This window comes from Paenibacillus flagellatus, assembly GCF_003217775.1.
Classification (GTDB): Bacteria; Bacillota; Bacilli; order Paenibacillales; family NBRC-103111; genus Paenibacillus_AB; species Paenibacillus_AB flagellatus.
This window is the reverse complement of the sequence record NZ_QJVJ01000006.1, coordinates 265,172-288,155: the sequence shown is the minus strand read 5'-3', so window position 1 is coordinate 288,155 and position 22,984 is coordinate 265,172. Positions and strand designations below refer to the sequence as shown.

Annotated in this window: 24 protein-coding genes; 16 read left to right on the top strand and 8 right to left on the bottom strand. The window is 62.2% G+C overall.

Annotated features, from left to right (window positions below; genetic code table 11):
- Positions 1 to 18 precede the first annotated feature (18 nt).
- The 8 genes from DLM86_RS15525 to DLM86_RS15490 all read left to right on the top strand — a co-directional run bounded on the left by DLM86_RS15525 (position 19) and on the right by DLM86_RS15490 (position 8,555).
- Positions 19 to 699 carry a FadR/GntR family transcriptional regulator gene (locus DLM86_RS15525; RefSeq protein WP_110840944.1) on the top strand — a complete coding sequence of 227 codons (681 nt, stop codon included), beginning with the start codon at positions 19 to 21 and terminating at the stop codon, positions 697 to 699.
- A 224-nt stretch (positions 700 to 923) separates the two neighbouring features.
- Positions 924 to 2,126, top strand: a complete 1,203-nt coding sequence (locus DLM86_RS15520; protein WP_110840943.1) for a threonine synthase — start codon at positions 924 to 926, stop codon at positions 2,124 to 2,126.
- A 47-nt stretch (positions 2,127 to 2,173) separates the two neighbouring features.
- Positions 2,174 to 3,187 (top strand): Gfo/Idh/MocA family protein, encoded by a 1,014-nt coding sequence (locus DLM86_RS15515; protein WP_110840942.1) that lies wholly within the window; start codon positions 2,174 to 2,176, stop codon positions 3,185 to 3,187.
- The gene (locus DLM86_RS15510) at positions 3,184 to 3,927 is read left to right on the top strand and encodes an MBL fold metallo-hydrolase (RefSeq protein ID WP_110840941.1); all 744 of its coding nucleotides are present in this window, start codon (positions 3,184 to 3,186) and stop codon (positions 3,925 to 3,927) included. The genes DLM86_RS15515 and DLM86_RS15510 overlap by 4 nt, the downstream gene beginning before the upstream one ends.
- A gap of 56 nt (positions 3,928 to 3,983) precedes the next feature.
- Positions 3,984 to 5,021 (top strand): succinylglutamate desuccinylase/aspartoacylase family protein, encoded by a 1,038-nt coding sequence (locus DLM86_RS15505; protein WP_158289487.1) that lies wholly within the window; start codon positions 3,984 to 3,986, stop codon positions 5,019 to 5,021.
- A gap of 13 nt (positions 5,022 to 5,034) precedes the next feature.
- Complete coding sequence (locus DLM86_RS15500; protein ID WP_211326537.1) at positions 5,035 to 5,835, top strand: SDR family NAD(P)-dependent oxidoreductase; 801 nt, start codon at positions 5,035 to 5,037, stop codon at positions 5,833 to 5,835.
- Positions 5,829 to 6,815, top strand: a complete 987-nt coding sequence (locus DLM86_RS15495) for an aldo/keto reductase (RefSeq protein WP_110840939.1) — start codon at positions 5,829 to 5,831, stop codon at positions 6,813 to 6,815. Before DLM86_RS15500 ends, DLM86_RS15495 begins: the two co-directional genes overlap by 7 nt.
- A gap of 135 nt (positions 6,816 to 6,950) precedes the next feature.
- Positions 6,951 to 8,555 carry a putative polysaccharide biosynthesis protein gene (locus tag DLM86_RS15490; protein WP_110841060.1) on the top strand — a complete coding sequence of 535 codons (1,605 nt, stop codon included), beginning with the start codon at positions 6,951 to 6,953 and terminating at the stop codon, positions 8,553 to 8,555.
- Positions 8,556 to 8,728: 173 nt separating this feature from the next.
- On the opposite strand, the gene DLM86_RS15485 is transcribed toward DLM86_RS15490, so the two are convergent.
- The 4 genes from DLM86_RS15485 to DLM86_RS15470 form a co-directional block, all read right to left on the bottom strand.
- On the bottom strand, positions 8,729 to 10,108 hold the full coding sequence (locus DLM86_RS15485; RefSeq protein ID WP_110840938.1) for an MATE family efflux transporter: 1,380 nt from the start codon (positions 10,106 to 10,108) through the stop codon (positions 8,729 to 8,731).
- A complete protein-coding gene (locus tag DLM86_RS15480; protein ID WP_110840937.1) occupies positions 10,105 to 10,374 on the bottom strand; it encodes a hypothetical protein in 270 nt (89 codons plus the stop codon). Before DLM86_RS15480 ends, DLM86_RS15485 begins: the two co-directional genes overlap by 4 nt.
- 1 nt (position 10,375) lies before the next feature.
- Positions 10,376 to 10,990 carry a TetR/AcrR family transcriptional regulator gene (locus tag DLM86_RS15475; RefSeq protein ID WP_110840936.1) on the bottom strand — a complete coding sequence of 205 codons (615 nt, stop codon included), beginning with the start codon at positions 10,988 to 10,990 and terminating at the stop codon, positions 10,376 to 10,378.
- Positions 10,991 to 11,192: 202 nt separating this feature from the next.
- Positions 11,193 to 12,137, bottom strand: coding sequence for a helix-turn-helix transcriptional regulator (locus DLM86_RS15470; protein ID WP_170143715.1), 945 nt, complete (start codon positions 12,135 to 12,137; stop codon positions 11,193 to 11,195).
- Between the two features lie 103 nt (positions 12,138 to 12,240).
- Between DLM86_RS15470 and DLM86_RS15465 the strand changes: the two genes are divergently transcribed.
- On the top strand, positions 12,241 to 13,215 hold the full coding sequence (locus DLM86_RS15465) for a quinone oxidoreductase family protein (protein WP_110840934.1): 975 nt from the start codon (positions 12,241 to 12,243) through the stop codon (positions 13,213 to 13,215).
- A gap of 92 nt (positions 13,216 to 13,307) precedes the next feature.
- Here the strand turns inward: DLM86_RS15465 and DLM86_RS15460 are convergent, their stop codons facing one another.
- Entirely contained in the window at positions 13,308 to 14,837 is a 1,530-nt protein-coding gene (locus DLM86_RS15460) for a glycoside hydrolase family 31 protein (protein WP_110840933.1), read from the bottom strand.
- 214 nt (positions 14,838 to 15,051) lie between these two features.
- On the opposite strand from DLM86_RS15460, the gene DLM86_RS15455 reads away from it, so the two are divergent.
- The 3 genes from DLM86_RS15455 to DLM86_RS15445 all read left to right on the top strand — a co-directional run bounded on the left by DLM86_RS15455 (position 15,052) and on the right by DLM86_RS15445 (position 18,001).
- Positions 15,052 to 15,927, top strand: coding sequence for a helix-turn-helix transcriptional regulator (locus DLM86_RS15455; protein ID WP_110840932.1), 876 nt, complete (start codon positions 15,052 to 15,054; stop codon positions 15,925 to 15,927).
- Positions 15,928 to 16,154: 227 nt separating this feature from the next.
- A complete protein-coding gene (locus DLM86_RS15450; RefSeq protein ID WP_110840931.1) occupies positions 16,155 to 17,183 on the top strand; it encodes an ATP-binding cassette domain-containing protein in 1,029 nt (342 codons plus the stop codon).
- The gene (locus DLM86_RS15445) at positions 17,180 to 18,001 is read left to right on the top strand and encodes an ABC transporter permease (protein ID WP_110840930.1); all 822 of its coding nucleotides are present in this window, start codon (positions 17,180 to 17,182) and stop codon (positions 17,999 to 18,001) included. Before DLM86_RS15450 ends, DLM86_RS15445 begins: the two co-directional genes overlap by 4 nt.
- Positions 18,002 to 18,037: 36 nt before the next feature.
- On the opposite strand, the gene DLM86_RS15440 is transcribed toward DLM86_RS15445, so the two are convergent.
- A complete protein-coding gene (locus DLM86_RS15440; RefSeq protein WP_110840929.1) occupies positions 18,038 to 19,330 on the bottom strand; it encodes a DUF2515 family protein in 1,293 nt (430 codons plus the stop codon).
- A gap of 337 nt (positions 19,331 to 19,667) precedes the next feature.
- Between DLM86_RS15440 and DLM86_RS15435 the strand changes: the two genes are divergently transcribed.
- The 3 genes from DLM86_RS15435 (at position 19,668) to clpP (ending at position 21,210) form a co-directional block, all read left to right on the top strand.
- A complete protein-coding gene (locus tag DLM86_RS15435) occupies positions 19,668 to 20,270 on the top strand; it encodes a winged helix-turn-helix domain-containing protein (RefSeq protein WP_110840928.1) in 603 nt (200 codons plus the stop codon).
- A 5-nt stretch (positions 20,271 to 20,275) separates the two neighbouring features.
- Entirely contained in the window at positions 20,276 to 20,557 is a 282-nt protein-coding gene (locus DLM86_RS15430; RefSeq protein ID WP_110840927.1) for a hypothetical protein, read from the top strand.
- A gap of 71 nt (positions 20,558 to 20,628) precedes the next feature.
- Positions 20,629 to 21,210, top strand: a complete 582-nt coding sequence (clpP, locus tag DLM86_RS15425) for an ATP-dependent Clp endopeptidase proteolytic subunit ClpP (RefSeq protein WP_281272143.1) — start codon at positions 20,629 to 20,631, stop codon at positions 21,208 to 21,210.
- A gap of 55 nt (positions 21,211 to 21,265) precedes the next feature.
- Here clpP and DLM86_RS15420 read toward each other — a convergent pair whose 3' ends face one another.
- Positions 21,266 to 21,460 carry a type II toxin-antitoxin system antitoxin gene (locus DLM86_RS15420; protein WP_110840925.1) on the bottom strand — a complete coding sequence of 65 codons (195 nt, stop codon included), beginning with the start codon at positions 21,458 to 21,460 and terminating at the stop codon, positions 21,266 to 21,268.
- 9 nt (positions 21,461 to 21,469) lie between these two features.
- Positions 21,470 to 22,309 carry an SPFH domain-containing protein gene (locus tag DLM86_RS15415; protein ID WP_110840924.1) on the bottom strand — a complete coding sequence of 280 codons (840 nt, stop codon included), beginning with the start codon at positions 22,307 to 22,309 and terminating at the stop codon, positions 21,470 to 21,472.
- Positions 22,310 to 22,482: 173 nt separating this feature from the next.
- On the opposite strand from DLM86_RS15415, the gene DLM86_RS15410 reads away from it, so the two are divergent.
- The gene (locus tag DLM86_RS15410; protein ID WP_110840923.1) at positions 22,483 to 22,827 is read left to right on the top strand and encodes a thioredoxin family protein; all 345 of its coding nucleotides are present in this window, start codon (positions 22,483 to 22,485) and stop codon (positions 22,825 to 22,827) included.
- Positions 22,828 to 22,984: the final 157 nt, after the last annotated feature.

Below are 22,984 nucleotides of genomic sequence, written 5' to 3'. Positions count from 1 at the left end.
AGAGGAGGAGAGTGACGCATGGAAATACCCGAAAAAGTGAATTTGTCGCAAATCGTCAGCGAGCGGATCAAAGGCTACATTCTCGACAACGAGCTGAAGGCGGGCGACAAGCTCCCTTCGGAAAAGCAGCTGATCGACACGCTCGGCGTCAGCCGGACGGTCGTCCGCGAGGCGCTCAAGTCGCTCGAGACGGTCGGCGTCATCAAAATCAAGACGGGAGACGGCATCTACGTCGACGGCCTGTCGCTCAAGCCGGTGCTCGATCAGGTATCGTTCCGCTGGAAGCAGGACGAGCGGCGGATGAAGGAGCTGTGGGCGACGCGGCGCATTTTGGAGCTGGGCGCCGTAGAGATGGCGATCGAGCGGTACGATCTCGAATCGATCGGACAGATGGAGAGCTGGAACGCGAAAATGGCGGACGCCATCAACAGGGGCGAGCTGCCGATCGAGCAGGATCTGCATTTCCACCGCGCTTTGTTCCGGGCGACGGGCAACGAGACGTTTTACGAGCTGAGCGAGGTGCTGACCGACTTTTTCACGAATATCCGGAAGCGGCATTTCGGCAACGTCGAGGATACGAAGCTGTCGCTCGTCGAGCACGACAATTTGATCCGGTACATCAAGGCGAAGGATTTGAACGGCGCGAAGCGGGAGATGGAAACGCACTTGAAGCCGTTGAAGCGGTTTTTGCACGACTAGCGCGGAAACGGCCGGCGGCATCGTCGCCGGAAGGCGCCGGGCCGACCGACCGATCGGCCGGCCGATTGTCGGGCCGGCGAGCGGCGGTACGCCATTGCGGCTGCGCTCGTCGATGAGCCCGGCAGGCGCGATTCGCGTGCGGCTGAAAGCGCAGCGGTCGTGGAGAGGACTCTCTCTCGTTCATCGTGGTCGAACCATACTATAAATCGAAGGTGGAGTGCGGGATGAAAGCTCTATGCTGGACGTGCGGCCGGGAGGCGCCCGATGCGCGGACGTACGCGTGCCCCGATTGCGGAGGCACGCTGATGCTCGATTACGGGGACGTCGCCGGCGAGTGGAAGGACGACTCGCAGCGCGGCATGTGGAAATACCGGCGCCTGCTGCCGGACGTTCCCGAGGAGCACCGGCTTTATTTGGGAGAAGGCGCCACCCCGCTCGTGCCGAGCCGGAGACTGGCGAAGCGGCTGAACGTCGGCGAGCTATGGTTCAAGCTGGAGGGCGGCAATCCGACCGGCTCGTACAAAGACCGGATCGCGGCCGTCGGCGTATCGCGGGCGCTCGCAGCGGGACGCGGGGCGTGCATCGGCACGACGTCGGGCAACGCCGGGGCGGCGGTGGCGGCCTATGCGGCGGTGGCCGGCCTGCCGTACCATCTGTTCGTGCTCGAGCATATGGCGGAGGCGAAGCTCGCCCAGGTGCTCGCCTACAATGCGCAGGTCCGCAAGGTGCGCGGCTTCGGGACGTCGCCGGAGGTGGGCGACCGGGTGTTCGCGCGGTTGTTCGAGGCGGCGCGGGAGCGCGATTGGGAAGTGACGATTACCGCGTTCCGGTACAATCCGTACGCGATGGAGGGCGTCAAGACGATCGCGTTCGAGCTGGCGGAGCAGCTTCGCGGGGCGCCGACGAGCGTCTATGCGCCGGCGGGGGGAGCGGGGCTGTACGTCGGCATCTGGAAAGGCTTCGAGGAGCTGCGCCGGATCGGCGAGATCGGCTCGACGCCGCATATGACGGCGGTGCAGTCCGCCGGCTGCGCGAATATCGTGCGCGCCTACGAGGCGGGGCTGCGGACGCCGGCGCCGGGAGCGTCGACGTCGCGCATCTCCGGCCTGCAGGTGCCGAATCCGCCGGACGGCGGCGTGGCGCTCGACATTATGGCGCGCGGCGGCGGCTCCGCGACGGCGGTCGCCGACGAGGACATCTGGGAGGCGCAGCGGCTGCTCGCCGAGGAGGAGGGCCTCTTCTGCGAGCCGGCGGCGGCGGCGTCCGTCGCCGGCCTCATACGGGCAAGCCGGGAGCGGGGCGGGCTGCCCGCCGAACGGGCCGTCTGCGTCATTAGCGGCGTCGGCTTCAAGGACGGCCAGCGGCTCGCCGACATGGTCGCGCAGAGGACGGTGCCGCTGCTTACGGCGGACCGTCTGGGCATTTGACCGGAAAGGGCCGGAGACGAAACCAGGACGAAAGCGAGGAGAGGGCCATGAAGGCCGTACGATTGGCGATGATCGGGCTCGGGAGGTTCGCCTCCGCGCACGCCCGCATATGGCCGCAGCTGCGCGGCGTCGAGGTGGTCGGGATTTGCGACCCGAACCCGGCGGCATTGGAATCGTTCCGGGCGGTATTCCCGGACGCCCGACCTTACGCGGATTGGCGGGACATGATCGACCGCGAGTCGCCGGACGCGGTCGACGTGCTGACGCCGGAGCATCTGCACGTCGAGCCGGTCGAGTACGCGCTGCGGGCCGGCGCCCACGTCTTCGTCGAGAAGCCGCTCGCGTCGACGCCGCGGGAGGCGGAGCGGCTCGTCCGGGCGGCCGAAGCGAGCGGGCGCATGTTGATGACGGGCCACGTGCTCCGGTTCGACGTCCGGTATGCGGCCGCCAAGGAGCGGATCGCCCGCGGCGAAACGGGGACGGTCCGTTCGATTTACGCGAAGCGCAACAACGGGAAGAAATATTTCTCCATCTATAACCGGATTTCTCCGGTATTCATACTCGGCATCCACGATATCGACATGATGCATTGGCTCATGGACGACGACGTGGAGGAAGTGACCGCCGTCCGCTCGTCGTCCGGGCACGAGACGGAAGATTTGATCTGGTCGATGCTGAAGTTTCGCCGAGGCGGTATCGGCATTTTGGAAAACAACTGGCTGCTGCCCGACGCCGCCCCCTCGTTCATGGACGTCCGGACCGAAATCACGGGGGACGCCGGCTCGATCGTGCTGCGCGACCCCGAAGGCGGCATGACGGTGATGGGAGCCGCGGCGGCGGAATGGCCGTCGTTTCTGTCCGGCTATGAGGCGCACGGCAAAGTCGGAGGGCCGCTCGCGCAGGAGCTGGAGCATTTCATCGACTGCGTGCGGTCCGGCCGTCCGTCGGACATTCTCCGCCTGGTCGACGCCTGGAAGGCGGTCCGGGTCGCGTCGGCGGTCCGGGAGTCCGCCGTAAGCGGGCGCCCGGTCCGGCTTGCGCCGGAGGAGGGGAACGGATGAGGCTGACGGACCGCGTCGGCGTCGTCGGAGGCGGGGGGCTCGGCTACGGGCTGACCAGCTTGTACGACTGCAACGTGTACGTTCTCGACGGCGGCGGAACGTTCGCGCTGATCGACGCCGGCTCGGGCATCGAGCCGGAGCGGCTGCTTGTGCAGCTGGCCGCGGACGGCATCGCGCCGGAGAGGGTCGCGCTGCTGCTGCTGACGCACGGCCACGCCGATCACGCCGGAGGGGCGGCGGCGCTCCGCGAGCGGCTCGGCGGCGGCCGGCTCGAGATCGCGGCTCCCGCCGCGACCGCCGCCATGGTGGAGAGCGCCGACGAGGAGGCGACGTCGCTCGCCGCCGCGCGGGCGGCCGGGACGTATCCCGACTGGTACCGGCTCCGGCCGTGCCCGGTCGACCGGATCGTCCGCCCCCGCGGGACGATCGCCGTGGGCGACCTGACGCTCGCCGTCGTCGGCGCACCCGGCCACAGCTCCGACATGGTCTGCTACTATTGTCCGGAGCTGAAGGCGCTGTTCGCCGCCGATGCGGTGTTCGAAGGCGGGCGGCTCGCCGTGATCGACACGCCGGACTTCTCGATGGACGACTACCGGGAGACGATCGAGGCTTTGGCGCGGCTGGACGTCGGGCGGCTGTTCCCCGGCCACGGCCGGGCGCTGACGACGGGGGGCGGCGAGCCGATCGCGGCGGCGCGAGAGCGGTTTCGGCAAAGCCTGCCGCCGCTCAGCATCGTATGAGCGGACGGCGGATAGCTCCGCCGGCCGGCAACGAGAGAAAGGAGAGTGCGGCACGGATGGCCGTTCGAATGGAAATAAACCGCTACGACATGAAATCGCGCGTGCCGGGTACGAAGCGCAGCTTCGAGCTGCTGGCGGACGTCGGGCTCGACGAGCCGTTGACGATGCCGGTCCTGCAGGTGGACGGCGTGAGGGACGGGAACACGCTGCTCGTGCTCGCGTCCGTGCACGGCGACGAATACGAGGGCGTGGAGACGGCGCTGCGGCTGTTCCGGGACTTGCCGCCGGAGAAGCTGGCGGGCACGGTCGTGCTCGTCCCGGCCGCGAACCCGCTCGCGTACCGGGGCGGAGCGCGGGTGACGCCGGAGGACGGGTTGAACATGGCGCGGACGTTTCCCGGCAATCCGGAGGGGACGCCGACGGAGCGGATCGCGTACGAGCTGCACCATCGCTTTATCGCGCGGTCGGACTTCCTTCTCGACCTGCATAGCGGCGGCACGCATTACGCCGTATCGGCGCTCGTCGGGTATTACCACGACGACGGGTCGGACGTCGGGCGCCGGAGCCGGGCCGCGGCGGAATCGTTCGGCGCTCCGCTGCTATGGGCGCACGAGAGCGTCGCGCCGGGCCGCACCGTCTCGTCGGCGCTCGCCCTCGGCGTCCCGTGGCTGTACACGGAAGCTTACGGCGGGCGGCGCGTCCGCCGCGACGAGGCGGAGCTGTTCTACGCCGGCGCACTGCGGCTGATGCGGCATCTGGGCATGCTGGAGGCGGACGACGCCGGGAAGGAGGCCGGGCTGCCGCCGGCCGCCGCGCCGCTGCGCGTATACGGCGACGGCAATTTCGACGGCTCGGAGACGGCGGGGGCCGACGGCTTCTTCCTCCCGTCGGCGGCGCTCGGGACGATCGTCCGGCCGGGTGACGCCATCGGCGACATTTGCGGCCTCGACGGGGACGTGCGCGAGACGGTCCGGGCGTCCCGCGAAGGGCTGCTCGTCATGATCGCGGGGACGCCGACGGTGCGCCGGGGCGAGCCGCTGTTCATGCTGGCGGAGACGAGGAGCGGGATGACACCGCGCGAGACGGCGCATTAGGAGGCGGCAAACGATGAATGTGATGGACATGTTTCGAGCGGAGGGGAAAGTGGCCGTCGTCACCGGCGGTTCCGGGCTGTACGGCGCCCATATCTCCGAAGCGCTTTGCGAGGCGGGAGCGACGGTGCTCATCGCCTCGCGGGGCCGCGACCGGTGCGAGGCGGAAGCGGCCAAGCTGCGCGCGCGGGGATACGCCGCGCACGGCATGGCGCTCGATTTGGCGGACGAAGGGGCGATCGGCGCTTTCGTCGAGGAGGCGCTGGAGCGGTTCGGCGGCATCGACATCCTCGTGAACAACTCGGTGTCCCGGACCGGGCTCGCGGATATCGAGGAGACGACGGCGGAAGGATGGGAGGCCGCCCAGCGGGTGAACGGTCTCGGCCTGATGCTGATGACGAAAGCGGTCGTGCGGACGATGCGCGAGCGCGGCGGCGGGAACATCATCAATATCGCTTCGATCCAAGGCATACTCGGGCCGCATTTTCCGGTATACGGGGAGACGGGGATGACGAGCGGCATCGAATATACGTTCGCCAAGTGGGGGATGGTCGGGATGACGAAATGGCTGGCCAATTATTACGGCAAGTTCAACATCCGCGTCAATTGCATCAGCCCGGGCGGCTACAACCCGGTCGGCACGGCGAACGAAATTCGCGCCGACGAATTCGTGCGCCGTTACGTCGAGCGGACGCCGCTCGGCCGGATGGCGGACGATTCGGATATCAAGGGCGCGGTCGTCTACTTGGCGACCGATGCGTCGAAATACGTGACGGGCCACAACCTCGTCGTCGACGGGGGGTGGAGCGGATGGTGACGGCGGGCATGCCTTACAGCGATGCGGGGCGGTTAAGGCTGTCCAAGCTGATGCTCGGGACGGCGCAGCTCGGCTTGTCCGGCTACGGCATCGCCAACCGGACCGAGTCGGTCGACGGCCGCGCGATACTCGACCGGTGCCGGGAGCTCGGCGTCAACGGCTACGACACGGCGCTCGAATACGGCGATGCGGAGGAGACGCTGGGCCGTTATTTCGCGGACCGCGCTGCCGCCGGCGGCGCAGGGGAGCATCCGCCGTTTATCGTTTCCAAGGTGAAGGCGGACCTCGGGCTGTCGTCGGCCGATGCCCTGGAGCGGCAGCTGACCGGGCGGGTCGAGACGATATTGGCGCGTCTGCGGCTGTCGACGCTTCCGGCGCTCCTCCTCCACGACCCGGCCGTGCTGCAGGCATACGGCGAACGCGTCGCCGACGTCCTGAGACGGCTTCGCGCCGCCGGCTTGATCGGCCGCGCAGGCGTCTCGCTCGGCGCCGAGCCGGACCGGCAGTTCGCCGATTGCGGCGGGCTGCTGCGCGACGACGTCTACGAGGTCGTCCAGCTGCCGATGAACGTGTGGGACCGGCGTGCCGTCGGCTGCGGCGCCATGGCGCAGTTTCGCGCGGACGGCCGAATCGTCGCCGTTCGCAGCGTCTTTTTGCAAGGCTTGTTTTTCCATACGGGGGACGGGCTGGACGAGCCGCTTCGCTCCGCCGCGCTCCCGGAGCTGATCAAGCTGCGGGCGATCGCGGACGACGAAGGAATGTCGATCGCCCAGCTGGCGATGTCCTACGTCCGCGATACGGAAGGCGTCCATTGCGTCGTCGTCGGCGCCGAGCGGCCGGAGCAGGTCGACGACAACGCCCGGCTCGTCGCCGGTCCCGCCTTGTCCGAACGGGCGCGGCGGCGCATCGAGCGGGAGTTCGCGGACGTCCCGCCGCTGCTCGTCTCGCCGTCGCTCTGGCCGAACGCGTCCCGCCGCTGAAGGCCGGACCGCAAGCCCGGCGCCGTTCCGCCGACGTTGCTCCGCAGGCAAGCTTTCGTGCCGATTCTCGTGTATAATGGAACAGTCATCATTCATACGGAAGAAGGTACGAACGCTTTGTCGAAAGATTCGTTGATGAAAGGCACGATCATCCTGGCGCTTGCGGCGCTGATCGCCCGCGTGCTGGGCGCCGTCCAGCGCATCCCGCTCGTCTACTTGCTGGACGACCCCGGCATGGCGACGTTCTCGATCGCCTTCAATATTTACATGATGCTGCTCGTCGCGGCGACGGCGGGCATCCCGAGCGCGCTCAGCAAGCTCGTCTCGGAGAAGACGGCGCTCGGCCAATACGAGGAGGCCGGGCGCATCTACCGCGCCGCGATCGGATTCGCGCTGGCGGCGGGCGCCGTCATGACCGTGCTGCTGTTCGCGGCCGCGCCTTATTACGCCGAGCATATGGCGAAGGTGCCCGAGGCGTCGCTCGCGATCCGGGCGCTGGCGCCGGCGCTGCTGCTGTTCCCGCTCATCGCGATCATGCGCGGCTACTTCCAGGGCCGGCAGCGGATGATGCCGAACGGCCTGTCCCAAATCGTCGAGCAGATCGTCCGGCTCGTCGCCGCGATCGGCCTCGCCTACCTGCTGCTGCAAATCGGCTGGGGGCACGATTGGGCGGTAGCCGGGGCGTCGTTCGGCGGCGTCGCCGGCAGCGTGGGAGCGGTGCTCGTCATGCTGTACTACGCGTTCAAGCTGCGCCGGGAAGACCGCCGCACCGGCAGCGTCGGCAACCGGACGCGGACGTCCGCCGCGATGACGAACGGCGATATTTTTCGCCGCCTGTTCGCCCTGTCGGTCCCGATCGTCCTGTTCTCGCTGACGGTGCCTTTGATCAACTGGATCGACTCGACCATTACGGTCGGCCTGCTGCAGGGGCGGATGACCTACGAGACGGCGGTCGAGGCGCTCGGCGTCTTGGGCGGACGAGCCCAGTCGCTGGCGGGCATCCCGATCATATTGGCCATTGCGCTCAGCCAGTCCGCCGTTCCGGTCATCTCGTCGGCGTTCGCCAAAAAAGATTACGCGACGGTCAATGCCCAGGCCTCCAAAGCGCTGTACATCTCGGTCATTACCGGACTGCCGATCGTGCTGGCGATCGGCGCCGCAGCCCGCCCGATCAACATTTTCATGTTCGGCGACGACAACGGCAGCGGCATCATCGCCCTGCTGACCGCGAGCGCGATGTTCCAGATCGTCATGCAGACGTCCGGCGCCGTGCTGATGGGCATCGGGCAAATGCGGCCGCTGATCGTGCACGTGGTCGTCGGCATCGCCGTCAAGCTGGCGTGCAGCTACTTGTTCGCGCCGATGTTCGGCATATACGGCATCATCGCGGCGACGGCGCTTTGCTTCGTCGTCATGACCCAGCTCAACCTCGTCGTCCTGCGCAAGCATGTCGACTATACGATTCTCGGTCGCAAATGGCTCGGCCTCGTCTGGACGGCCGTTCTCGTCTATGCGGTCGGGTACGGGCTCGAGGTGCTGACGCACCGGTACGTGCAGCCGTTCGGCTACCGGCTGAGTCATATGCTCGACGCCGCCATCGTCGGCGCGGTCGTGCTGCTGGCATACGCCGTCCTGCTCGGCGTAACGAAGGTGGTCGCGCCCGAAGACGTCGGGCGGTTGCCCGCGCCGCTCCAGAAGGCGCTGCGGCGGTTCGGGCGCAAGCGGCAGGCGGGCGGCTGAACGAAGCGGAATTTGTAACGAAAATGAAATGTGCCATTCATCTTCCTTTAATGTCCTTGGCCTATACTAAATCTCGACCCCCTTTTTTCATATATAAACCTGGAAGACCCGCGGCCCGTTGCTTGCGGGTCGCTTTTTTTCTTTTCGGCCATCTTTAAGAGCAAAGACCGGTACTATCTGGACCTGACCGCATTCCCTCCCGAAGCCTTTTTCCATATTCCCGATAGGTAATAACCGGCAAAAAGTAAAGCCGAGCAGACTAGTGAAATCGGGAAGCTCCACCATAACATGCTCAATCCGTAACTCCTTCCAAAAAAATAGGCAAGCGGGATCTGGATTCCATATAACGAAAGGGAGGTAATGAGCAGAGGAACGACCACCGCCCCGGTTGCTCTGACGATCCCTCCGATGACAAGCGTGATCCCGAACAATATATAGGACCAAAGTGTAATTAAAAGGATTTGTTTGCCGATGGCAAGAGCGTTCCCCTTCGTTGGTAAAAAAAGCGCAAGGATTTCGTCTCTGAACAGGGTACATAATACTACCAATACGCCTGTCAGCAGCAAATTTATCCCAATGCCTGTTAGTAGGGCGCGATTCACCCGTTCCCACCTGCCTGCTCCGATGTTTTGCGCGGCCATCGCCGTTAAAGCACCGCCGAGCGCTATTCCCGGCATTTGAACGTAGGCGACAAGTTGGTTAACCGCACCGAAAGCTGCAGTCGCATCGGATCCGAACGTGTTGATCAGTTGAAACAAGGCTAAGACGCTCGCCGTGGATAGCATCATTTGCAGTCCCATCGGAATACCCTTGCCGATTAAAAATTTGATAATGTTCCAGTTCATTTTTAAAAGGCGAAGATCGCCTCTCGTAATCCGCAAGAAGTATTTTTGCCCATACAAATAGATCAGCAAGAACAGAAGGCCTAAGAATTGAGCGATACCCGCGGCTAAGGACGACCCCGAAATCCCGAATTCGGGAACCGGCCCCAACCCCAAAATCAATACTGGATTCAGCGCGATATCCAGGACGACTGAGAAAACAAGAAAATATAACGGTGTTTTGGAATCTCCGGCTCCTCTCATGACAGCCATGGCAAATTGCAGGAGAAATGAAAAGGGAATGCCAAGAAATAAAATTCGCGTATACGACTCGGCCAAGGTGATGATATCGGACGGAGTATTCAGCATACCCAGAATTGGCGTTGTGAACAGAGCGCCCACACTCGCAATGACAACCGATACAACAAGAAAGAAAACGGCGCTCGTGCCCACAACTTCTTTTGCGGCGTCCAGTTCCTCTGCGCCAATGCGCTTTCCAATCATGATCACAGTAGCCATAGCGATCCCGAATATGGTGCTGATCAAGAAGAACAGAAGCGTGTTTGCGCCCGATGTGGCCGCAAGAGCCTGCTCCCCCAGAAGCTGCCCGACCCATATCGAATTCACAAGCCCGTTAAGCGATTGAAGCGCATTTCCGATTAAAAATGGTATTGCAAAATAGAACAACGTCTTCCCGATCGGACCGGTTGTCAAGGCTACGGTTCGATTCATTTACCCAGCTTGCCTTTCCTTTGGATGTGCTGGGCAAACGACTCCAAGCGCTCTTCGAATTCTTTGGGACTAGTTCCAAAAATCCGGTTCAACAGCCCGAACCGCTCCGGGTAAGGTCCTTCCCCTTCTTTGCGGTGCGCCCATCCGCTTGAGCTCAAAACCTCCTCCAAGACGGAAAGAAATACGATTTCATGGAGCCATTCGAATTGTTCCTCCGTGACTACTTCCCCGAACTTCAAATTCATCAGTTCTTGATAGTTTTTCACGTTATTTCATCTCCCTTGATTTCATAATGCCTCGAAAAAGCAGGTCGGAGGTATATCGGATGAATACTTCTACCGGCATCTTTCTTACCGTGACCATTTCCCGATACAAATGCGGCTCAAACAAGTTAATGAAAGCGGAAGACATAAACTCGACCGGTAATGCCGGATCAAACAACCCTTTTCTTTTTCCTTCGTTCAAAATCTCGTGTATGCCGCTAAAAATTCGGGGGAGAATTTCATTGATCTCCGTTTCGTACGATTTGAAAATCGTCGTCATGTCGGAACCGCTTTTCAGCAAAAATTGAAAAAAAGCTCCGGTCAATTCACGTTGAAGGAGATAGGCAAGCTTTTCTTTTGGACCATCCGCAAGAGCTTTCGCTTCTTCGACGGAATTAAGAAAGGACTGCATCTTGGGCTTCACCACGGCATAAACAAGGTCTTCCTTCTTGGGGAAATGGAGATATAATGTTCCTTTAGCAACGCCTATACCAGTGGCAATTTCATCCATACTGACATCATGGTAACCTTTTTCAAGCAACATCTTTTCAGCGTAATCCAGAATAAGCCTTTCTCGCTCCTCACGCTGCTTTTCCTTCAATGAAATTTTTGGAGTCATATTCCTTGTATCCCTCTATTCTGTAATTTGTATTCATTTTATGACTTTAAAGTCATTATATATTAATGCGTTATTGCATTCAATCGTTTTTCGTTTTTCCACTCTAGAATCCGTTTTTCTGTTGATCATTTCGTCGGAAGGATTCCGCCCCAATATCCCGAAGTTCCCTTTTTTTGCCGCTCGGAAGCGAGAAGGGTTCGATTCAATAATTGTAATGCTTCAGAAGCTCTCGGGATAATACGCGGATGCGGCTCACCGCTTCCCGGGGCTCTATGACTTTAGCCGCCGTTCCCAACCGGAAAAAGTAATGGGACACGAATTCGATCTCCGTCCGATCGATAACCGTATCGATATGCCCCCGACCTTGATCATCCGTGACGATGTCGGGCTCCAACCAAGGTTCGCTGCGGCATTGCCGAATTCCCTCTCCGGTTAGCTCGACGTATAACCTCACGGGCGTTTCGGGTTCTTGCCCGGTGCGGCTGAGCAGCCAATCGTTCAGTGTCACGGAAGGCGAATAGGTCCGCTCCGACCGGTTAAAGGCCGCGATTCGATCCGTTCGGAATAGTTTGACCGTGTTATGGGCGATATCGAAGGCGGGCATATACCAGAAGCCGCCATAGGCGTAAATGCCGATCGGAGCCGCTTCTCTGGAGGTAAGACCCGTCTTCGATCTGTACTCGATATACACGACCTGTTTCTCTGCGGCTGCTTCAATGATTTCCTTGAGATAAGGGGAGGGGACCGTTCTTTTTTTGTTCCAGAACGATAAGACCGCATCAAGACGATCGATCCGCTTCCTCGTATCCAAGGGCAGGCCGGCATAAAGCTTGCGGGAAACCGATTCGATGTCGATGTCGAAGGGCAGCGACCGGTAGTGCTTCAGCGATTGGAAGGCGAAGAAGATTGCGAACGCTTCGTTCTCGTCGAACAGAACGGGCGGCAATACCCGATTGTTCAATACGCGATAGCCGCCGCTGCGACCGGGTTCCGTATAGAGCGGGACTCCCATCTCGCCCAGTTCCGACAAGTACCGATGGGCTGTACGCAAGGAGATTTGAAATTCCGTGGCGACATCCTGAGCGGTAAATTGGCGTCTTGCATTGACATACAAGATGAGGTCGAATAGCATTTTCGTCTTGGACATCACGATTCACTCCTCTTCCGAAAAAACATGACAACTATTGACATGGTATTGTGATAAGTTGGATTTTGCAAGAACAATTCTATTTATCGGAGGAGGAGGAACCATGAACAAGCCCCCCAATACCATGAGGGCGGTAGTCCTTCAAAAGTTCGGCGGTCCGGACGAACTGGTCCATCGGGAGATCGCCGTGCCCGAGCTCGGACCCGAAGAGGTATTGATACGAGTCGCCTACGCCGGTGTCGGCGAATGGGATGCATTCGAACGGGAAGGCGGGTATGCGGATATGCTGAACATGAGACCGCAATTCCCCTATGTTCTCGGTTCCGAAGGCTCGGGCACCGTCGTCGCGCGCGGTGAGAAGGTGTCGAACGTCGATTTGGGGGAGCCGGTTTACGCATCGGCTTTTCTGAATCCCAAAGGCGGCTTTTATGCGGAATATGCGGCCGTCCCCGCCAAGTACGTGACCCGAATGCCGGAAGGATTGACGATGCGGGAAGCGGCGGTGATTTCCGGAGTCGGCATTACCGCCTTGCGGGGGCTGGAGGATGTATTGGCGCTGCGGCAAGGGGAATCGATCCTCATTTTCGGTGCCGGCGGCGGTGTCGGCCATATGGCGGTGCAGCTCGCGAAGTGCCTGGGAGCGCGAGTATTCGGCGTCGCCTCGGGCGAGGACGGCGTCGCCATGGTGAAGCGGCTTGGCTGTGATGCCGTCGCGAACGGGAGGGAGGGCGATTTTCTTTCGAAGGCGTTCGAGTTTGCTCCGGAAGGGTTCGATGCGGCGCTGTTCACCGCCGGAGGAGAAGCCGCCGATGCCGCCGCCGGCTGCCTGCGTCCAGGCGGCCGAATCGCCTTTCCTCACGGAATACGCCCATCGCTCGGGAACGTCGAACACGTCCGGGTAACGGGATATTACGGCGAACCGGATCCGGACATTATGGACCGGCTTCGCCGTTACATTTCACGAAATCGGCTGACCGCCCACATCAGCCATACCATTGCCTTGAAGGATGCACGGGAGGCGCATGCCGTTCTATCCCGTCATTACTTGGGGAAAATAAGTCTGCAAGTCAATCCGTAAAGAGCGGCTTCCGTCGCCTGCAGCTTCGGCAAAACCCCGATCCGAACGGACCGGGGTTTTCGCTCGTCGCTATTCGGCGTTTTCCATCCGCATCAAGCCTGTTTCCGGTACCAGGGCAGCCGGCTCAACGGCGCTTCGACCTCAAGCCGGGCCGGGCCCTGCACGACGCTGCCGTCGTCGCCGAGCCAGGTGCCGGCCGGAAACGCCACCGTCCGGCTGCGCGCACCTTTCGTCACGACCGGAGCGACCAGGATGTCGCCGCCGAGCATGAACTGGTCGGCGGCCTCCTCCAGGCCTGCCTCCGGGAACTCGTAAGCCATATGGCGCAGCATCGGCTCTCCGCTGGCGGCGCATTGTTCGGCCAGCGCCGCGATTTCCTCGCCCAGCTCGGCGTGCAGGCGCGCCGCCTCGATGCAGCAGGCGGCATATTCGCCGCTCAGCACCCGCCACGGCGCCGCGGAAAATTGCATCATCGGGAACAAGGCCGAGCATTGCGCATACCGCACGAACAGCTCGGGGTCAAGCCGGGCTTCATCCGTAAAATCGAGGTACGATCCGCCCCCGATCATGTCCGGGCAGACGAACGAATAGCCGAGCAGCCCTTGCGCGATCCCTTCCGGGATCAAGGAGGCGAGCCCGTTGCCGTCCCACCGGTGGTTCTTATCCTTCAACCGCTGGACGAGCGGCTGGCCCGCCAGCTTCCAGCAGGCGCGATACTCGTTCAGCCGGTACCGGAGACCGACCTTGGCCCAAGCCTCGCACTGCGCATTGCGGCCGGCCGGGACGGCCGTGCGGTCGTCCGGCTCGTAAAACGGCAAGTCGCCCGCATCGAATTTGAATCCGTCGATGCCGTACTCGCGCTGCAGCCGGTCGAGCCGGTCCCAAATCCAGCGGACGGCCGCCTCGTTCGTGCAATCGAGCACCGCGCTGACCCCGTTCCACCAGCGCCGAAGCGCCGTTTGCCCGTCCTTGTCCTTCAGCAGCACGCCCTGCGGCTCCAGCTCGCGGAACGTCATCGAGTCCGGGCTGACGAACGGGCATACCCAGAGCATCACCCGGAAGCCGAGCGCATGCAGCTCGTCCGTCATCGCCTTCGGATCGGGGAAGCGGCCGGAGTGGAACTCCCACGTGCCGTAAGGCTCGTGCCAATTGTCGTCGATCATGATGACGCCGGGCGCCATGCCGGCCGCCAGCACGTCGCGGGCGTACCGCAGCACCTTGTCCTGCGTCGGCTCGTACATCAGCTCGATCCATAAATTGTACTGCGGCGCCGTAAACAGCAGCCGTTCCGGAAGCTCGCCCGCCGGGGGGAAATACGTCCGCGACGCGTGAAGATACGCGCCCCGCAAGCTTCCGTGACCATCGCTCCGGATCAGGTCGCCTCCCCGGCTCTCCACGATCAGCGTCCCGTTCTCTACGCGGAAGGCGAAAGGCTCCTCCGACCATACGTAGCTGCCCCGGTTCGACAGCAGCAGCGGACAGCCTTGGTTGGCGTTCAAGTCGACGGAAAGATCGACTTGGATCGGCTTCCCGCCGTACGGCATATGCTGACCCTCGGCCACGCTGCCGCCCCACCAATATTCGCCGGCCGAAACCGGTATTTCCAGACGTTTACTCGACATGACGCACGCTCCTTTTCCACGCCCGATTGCAATCGGCTTCGAATCGCCTCCATCGTACCAGCATTGACATCCGCCCTCAATCTGAATATATTGAGATGGACTATAACAAAATGGTCCATCAATCGGCAGAGGATTGCCCTCGCAACGGCTGTGGGGGAGTCCGCGATATAACGAAATCGGCGATCGATGGCATAGGAAACCGGGAGATATCCAGATGCAGCTGCCGTCCTCCTTCGGCTTCGTCACCGGCGACGATACGCCATTCATGACGCTCGACTCGATCGGCTGGCAGACGGCCGATTCGGACCGTTACTCGTACAGCGGTACGGAACGCGGCGACCGCGGACACGTCATTTTCCAATATACGCTGTCCGGGGAAGGGCGGATCGAGCTCGACTCGACGACGTACCGCCTGCCCGCCGAGACCGGCTTTCTCGTCAAAGTACCGAGCCGGCACCGCTATTATTACGATAAGGCCTCCAAGCGGCCGTGGGAGTTTTTATGGCTGAACGTGAAGGGCGAGGACGCCGAGAGGCTGTGGGACCGGATCGTCGCGCATAAAGGCCCGATCGTCGCGCTCGCCCCCGATTCGCCGCCCATCGCCCGGCTGTGGAGAATGTTCCGGGCCGTCGCGGATGAAGGGGTAAGCGACAAATATGCGCTGTCCGCCCTCGTCTACGATTGGGCGCTGACGATGCTTCGTCCGGAGACGGGCGCTCCCGCCCCGACCCGGCACGACAACCCGATCGTGGGGAAAGCGAAGCGGCTCATGAAGGAACGGCGCGCGGAGCCGCTGACGCTCGGGGACGTAGCCGCGCATTGCGGCGTAACCGGCCATCATCTGTGCAAGCTGTTCCGCAACCTCGGACAAGGCTCTCCGCTCGAATATTTGCGCCGAAGACGGGTGGAGGCGGCCGTCTCGCTGCTGCGCGCGACCGACCTGCCCGTCGCCGAGATCGGCAGGCGGTGCGGCTTCGAGAGCCCCAGCTACTTCGGCAAAGTGTTCCGCCACTACTTGGGCCAATCCCCGGGCGATTACCGGGTGAACCGGAAGGAATGGCCCTTCGACGCGGTTTTCCTGAACGAATAGCGAAGCGCTTAACCCCCTTTTCCCCTACGGCGGCGGAAAGGGGTTTTCTCGTTTGGCGCGGCGGGCCTTCGGGTTCTCCTACCGGAGACCGATCGGCAAACCGTTCCGCGGATGGTATCGCGGCGGCCCGAAAATCGTTACGATACAGCTATGGATCCGTCCGTTCATATTCCGTTCATGAACGGGAGTTATCATCCTCATGGAATCGTTCGAAAGGAGAAATCGCCATGGAGCATAAATACGTCCATAAGGTTCCGGGCAGCGGGGAATGGGCCGTCGAAGCCCGCGGGCTCGTGAAAGCGTTCGGCGCCAACCGCGCGGTGGACGGCGTCGATCTGACCGTTCGCGCCGGCACGATTTACGGGGTGCTCGGTCCGAACGGAGCGGGCAAAACGACCACGATCCGCATGCTGGCCACGCTGCTGCGGCCGGATGCGGGCACGGCGTCCATCTTCGGACACGACGTCGTGAAGGAGCCGCAAATCGTGCGGCAATTGATCGGGGTGACGGGCCAATACGCATCGGTCGACGAGTCGCTCAGCGCAACCGAAAATTTGATCATTTTTTCCCGCCTGCTCGGATTGGGGCGCGCCGAGGCGCGGCGGAAGGCGGCGGAGCTGCTGGAGGAATTCGGCTTGACCGAAGCCGCGAAGCGTCCGTTGAAGCAGTTTTCCGGAGGCATGCGCCGCCGGCTCGACTTGGCGGCGAGCCTTATCGCCCAGCCGCCGCTCATCTTCCTGGACGAACCGACGACCGGGCTCGATCCGCGGACGCGGGCGCAAATGTGGGAGACGATCCGGCGGCTGGTCCATACCGGCTCGACCGTACTGCTGACCACGCAGTACTTGGATGAGGCGGATCAGCTCGCCGACCGGATCGCCGTCATCGATCGGGGGAGGGTCGTCGCCGAAGGAACGGTCGACGAGCTGAAGGCGTCGGTCGGCACCTCGTCGCTGCATGTGCGGGTCGGGGATTCGCATCGGATCGAGGACGCCCGGCATATCGTCGAGCGGGTGCTCCAAGTCCGTTCCGGCATGTCGGCGGAGGCCGGGAGCATTACGGCGCCGATGGCGGACGCCGATCGCGTCACCGACCTGCTCGTGGCGCTTCGGGCGGAAGGAATCCGGCTGGCCGAAATCAGCGTGCAGAAGCCGACGTTGGACGAAGTGTTTTTGACGATCACGGGTCACGGCGCGGGTGAGAAGGCGTCGACGGAAGCCGGACGTCCGGATGCGGAGAGGGAGGTTAGCGTATGAGAGAGGCCCATTCTGTCGTGAATCGGTACGGGGCGCGTCCGTTGAAAAATACGACGGGCTTCGGGCAAACGGTGCGCCATTCGTTGACGATGGCCTATCGGGGGTTGTTGAAAATTCGGCGCACGCCCGAGCAGCTGTTCGACGTGACGATCCAGCCGATTATTTTCACGCTCATGTTCACTTATATTTTCGGGGGCGCCATCGCCGGCAACGTGCAAAACTATTTGCCCATCATCATTCCCGGCATTCTCGTCCAGACCGTCATCACCACCTCGATCGTCACCGGCGTCCAGCTGCGCGAGGATATGGACAAGGGCGTATTCGACCGGTTCAAATCGCTGCCCATCGCCCGCATCGCGCCTTTGGCGGGAGCATTGCTGGCGGACACGATCCGGTATGCGATCGCGACGATCCTCACGCTGGCGATGGGCTACGTCATGGGCTACCGTCCGGACGGGGGCTTGGGGTACGTCGCCTTGGCCGGGGTGCTCGTCATCGGATGCTCGTGGGCGATCAGCTGGATATTCGCCTTCTTCGGCGTCATTGCGCGTACGGCGTCCAGCGTGCAGGGGATTTCGATGATCGTGCTGTTCCCGCTGACGTTTCTGTCCAATTCGTTCGTGCCGGTCGATACGATGCCGCGCTGGCTTCAATGGTTCGTGAACGCGAACCCGATCTCGCATCTGGTGACGGCCGTACGCGATCTGGCCAACAGCGGCACGATCGGGGCGGATCTCGCCATTTCCTTGGCCGGCGCCGCCGTCATCGTAGCCGTCTTCGCGCCGCTCACCGTGCGCGCCTATATGCGCCGGACGTAGTCCGGGAAGGCAGTCGCGACCGTTGCGCTCCCCGATCTATTCCAACAGCAGCTCCCCGGCCATATGCGCCAGCTCCAGCTTGTTCATCACGAAGCAGTATTCGTTCGTCATCTCGAAGGAAGCCGGAGGACGCACCGTGTCCAGATAGCCGAAAGCGCCGAACAGCAGGCCGGTGTCGTCCGGGCGGAACCAATCGTACCGCTCGGGCGGCCGGACCGGGACGTCCTTCCAGGCGTGCGCCAGCTCCGGGCTGAAGATCGGCTCGGCGCCGGGCCGCAGCTTGCAGCCGTCCAGCTTCTCCGCGTATCCGGGCTTCGGCGGGGACTTGCGCACGGTCGCGAACAGATGCGGCCAGTAGTCCGCGCGGGAGCCGGTATGGGGACGGGCGGCGGCGAAGGAGCGGATCGACTGCGCCAATCCGGGCATTGCGAACAAAATCGCGTACAGTTTTTTGCCGAACTCGATCCTTTCGCGCAAGTCGGAAAACGTTTCGAGGACGAGTCCGGCGAGGCGGCGGGAGGAGCCCGGCGACTGCGCGTCGGCATACGGGAAGACGACGGCGTTCAGCTGCATCAGGCTTTGCGCCTGAAACGCCGCCGTGTCGAGCACGGTCCGCCGGAACGTTTCGTTTTGGACGACGCGTCCTTCGATATAGTGCTGCTCGTTGACGATGAGGGCGACGGTGAGCAGAGCGGAGTTGCGCTCCCGCCAAAACTGCTCCCACACCGGCCGCATGAACGCCGACACGCCGAACGCGGGCAGCAGCCGGAACAGCTCGCGCTTGCGCTCGAGCGAAGCTTCGTACAGCCGGAGCTGGGGATAGGCGTCCTGGAAAATGAGCGCGTTCGCCCGTTCCAAAAATGCGAAAATCGCCTCGGCGCGCGCGGGCGACACGAGCCGCGACAGCAGCTCGCTCTTCAGATCGGTCATGTTCCAGCCGCCGTTGCGCGACACCATGTGGGCGAGGAACGCCCAATGCAGCTCCGGACGCCGCTCGAATACCCGCCAGTACGCCTGCGTGCGGGTGACGTTGTTGCGGTTGAACCGCTCCGTTTCGTCGCGGATCGATTCCAGCAGGGCGCGCTCCTCCGGCGACGCCGTCGGCGACTCGTGCGCGGCCGAACCGGCTCCGGCGTAGCGGACGGCCGCCTGGCGCAGGGCGCGCACCGCGTCCTTGCCGATCGCGAGCGGCGTCGCGTCTTCCGCCAGCTGGCTCGACTTCCACCAGCCGGCCAGCTTGCCGGCCCAATAGCCGGCGACGTTTTCCGGAACGGCCAGCAGCCGGCGCAGCAGCCGGCGGAGGCGCGGGAGCTCGCGGGCGTCATTCATCCGGACCCCTCCTTCGTTCGTTTGAATATTACAGTATATGGAGCGAACCGCCGCCGTTATACGGTTTCCGGAGAGGCTGGGTCCGGGTGAATGGACGAATTTGTAACGAAATTGAAATATGAACTTCATCTTCCTTTAACGAACGGGCTCTATAATAAAAGTCGACCCCCTTTTTGAAATATATATTTGCGAAAGACCCGCAGCCCGTTGCTTGCGGGTCTCTTTTTTTATGATCCGTAGCGGTGAACGGGCTCCTGCGGAAACGATTTGACAATGCGGCGCTAACGTAATAAAATATTTTTACGTAAACAATACTATTTATGTGTGGTGATGCCCGATGAGCTTGCAGGAGCCTGCGGAAACGTATGTCGTCACCGATCCCGAGCAGGCGGTCGTGCTGCTCAATCCGCTGCGCGCGGCGATCTTGTCGCATATGCGCGAGCCCGTTTCGGCGGCCGAGGTCGGCCGGGCGATGGGGGAGACGCCGCAGCGGATCAACTACCATCTGAAGGCGCTCGATAAGGCCGGTCTCGTCCGCCGGACGGGCACGCGGCAAGTGCGCAACCTCGTCGAAGTGCTGTACCAGGCGATTGCCAAAACGTTCGTCTTGTCCGACACGCTCGGGTTCGAGCCGGAGACCGTCCGGCGCATGAAGGAGGACGGCTCGCTGTCGCATCTCGTGCAGACGTCCGACAAGCTGAAGCGCGACGCGCTGCGGCTGCTGGAGCGGTCCGAGGCGGGCGAAACGGTGCATAGCGCGTCGCTTGCCGCGACGGTGAAGCTGGCCGGGGAGCGGGAGCGGCAATCGTTCGTCCAGGAGTACATGGAGGCGGTCCGCCTCTTGACGGAAAAGTACGGCGGCGCGAAGTCCGGGGACGAAGAACGGCCGGCCTCGTATCAGCTGCTTGTCGCCGTCTATCCGCAAATCGGGGAGGAGTGAAGCGAATGAAAGACGAACGGCGCAACGAACGTCCCGTCGTCGTATGGGAGAACACCGCGGACACGTCGCGGTCCGGGCAAGCGGAGAGAGCGGCCGGCGGCGGGCAAGTCGTCCCGCTGCGCTTCCCGGGGACCGAGTCGGCCGGAGAAGCGACGGTCGTCACCCGGACGATGCCGGGACGCGAAGGCAGCGCGGGGGATGCGGCGGTCGTCACGTACGTCGGGTCCGGCTTCTGGGCCGGGACGGACAAGGCGAGGGCTTCCGCGGAAGCCCGCATGGCCGCTTGATGCGGAGCTAACTTACCGGGCGGGTGCGCAACGCCCCGTTCGAGTTCATTTCGACAAGGAGGCGGATGGCCGTGTCCAGCCACTATATTCCGATCGTGATCGAGCAAAGCAACCGAGGGGAGCGGTCTTACGACATTTATTCGCGTCTGCTCAAGGACCGGATCATCTTCATCGGGACCGAGTTCCACGACCAGATGGCGAATGCCGTCGTCGCGCAGCTGTTGTTTTTGGCGGCCGAAGACCCGGAGAAGGACATCTCCATCTACATCAACTCTCCGGGCGGATCGACGACCGCCTGCATGGCGATTTACGATACGATGCAGTTCATCAAGCCCGATGTGGCGACGATTTGCGTAGGAATGGCGGCGTCGGCCGCGTCGATCATCCTGGTCGGAGGCGCCCCGGGCAAGCGGGCGGCGCTGCCGAACGCCGAGGTGATGATCCACCAGCCGTGGGGCGGCGCGCAAGGGCAGGCGTCGGATATTAAAATCCGCGCGGACTGGATTTTGCGCACGCGGGCGACGCTGAACGGCATTTTGGCCGACCGGACCGGCCAGCCGCTGGAGCGGATCGAGCGCGACACGGACCGCGATACCTTTTTCGGCGCGGAAGAAGCGTTGGCTTACGGCTTGATCGACAAAATCGTGAAATAAACGGACGAAGCCTCCGGTCGGATGACCGGAGGCTTCGTTATGGGCGCAGCGTCGGTTACGATGATCGGTCCTCGCCGGAATCGGGCGGAGGGACGCGCCCCCCGGGCAATCGTCCCGCCCGGAGCGCCGCTTCCCGCAGCAAAAATTCCAAATGCCCGTTCACGCTGCGGAATTCGTCCGCCGCCCATCGCTCCAATATTTCGTACAGCTTCGGATCGATCCGCAGAGGAAAGCTTTTCTTGGCGGACATGACGCACCGTCAATACAGCGAGCCGGCGTTGACGACCGGCTGCGCGGACCGGTCGGAGACGATGGCTACCATCAAATTGTTGATCATCGCCGCCTTCCGCTCCTCGTCGAGCGTCAGCCCGTCCCGCTCCAGACGGGAGATGGCCATCTGCACCATGCCGACGGCGCCTTCGACGATTTTCTCCCTCGCCGAGATGATGGCCGCCGCTTGCTGGCGCTGCAGCATGGCGCTGGCGATCTCGGTCGAGTAGGCGAGGTGCGTCAGCCGCGCCTCGATCACTTCGACGCCGGCGACGGCCAGCCGGCTTTGCAGCTCCTTCGCCAGCTCCGCCGCGACCTCCTCCGTATTGCCGCGCAGCGAGTACCCGTCGCGGTCGAGATTGTCGTACGGGTATTTGCTGGCCACGTGACGCAGCGCGGTCTCGCTTTGGATTTCCACGAACTGCTCGTAATTGTCCACGTCGAACAGCGCTTTCGCCGTATCGACGACCCGGAAGACGACGACGGCGGCGATCTCGATCGGGTTGCCGTCGATGTCGTTTACTTTCAGCTTGGCGCTATTGAAGTTGCGTACGCGCAGCGATATTTTTTTCTGCGTGCTGAACGGGGTGACGAGCCAGAAGCCGCCTTCACGCACGGTCCCCAAATATTTCCCGAAAAAAATAATCGCGCTCGATTGGTTCGGCTGAATGATCGAGATCGAAGTCAGCATGGCGACGGCCACGACGGCGAGCGCGACGCCGACGACCGGCTGCTCCTTGAAGAAGGCGTACGCCGACAAGCCGGCGAGGGCCAGCAATAGGACGATTCCCACGAAACCGTTAATGTGCCATGTTTTCTTTTCTTTCATGCCATCCTCTCCCCTTCGAGTATATGATTTTGTTTTGATATTGACATGATATCATATTTTCTAGTTAATGTAAAATGAAACGACTGCCTATTTCGCCTCGTTGACAACGGTGCCGGGTCATGCTATAACAAGTTAAACCGATTTTTAACAATCGGATGACGGAGGTGCATACGATGGAGCCGATTCGTACGGAGCAAGCGTTCTACGACGCGATTAACCAAGATAAACCGACCGTGGCGGTGTTCAAGACGACGTGGTGCAAAGACTGCCACTATATCGAGCCGTTCATGCCGGGCGTGGAGAAGGCGTACGCCGACAAGCTGTCGTTCGTTCAGCTCGACCGCGACGAGCTGCCGGACTTGTGCGAGAAGTACAACATTCTCGGCATCCCGAGCTTCATCGGGTTTCGCCGCGGGGAGGAGCTCGGCCGATTCGTCAGCAAGCTTCGTAAAACCCGCGAAGAAATCGAGCAGTTTCTCGATCAGGTGGTGGAAGCGAGCCAAGCTTCCGCGAAATAAGACGTCCCGCGCGAAGAAGTCCCGAACCTTGCTCTTGGAGCAAGGTTTTTTTGTCGTTGGTGCAAAACGGGGGCGATCCGCGCGCCGCACGGGATACGTTCACATTTCCGAAATGGATTTGACCGGCGATAACCGATATAATGGGGGAGACAAAACG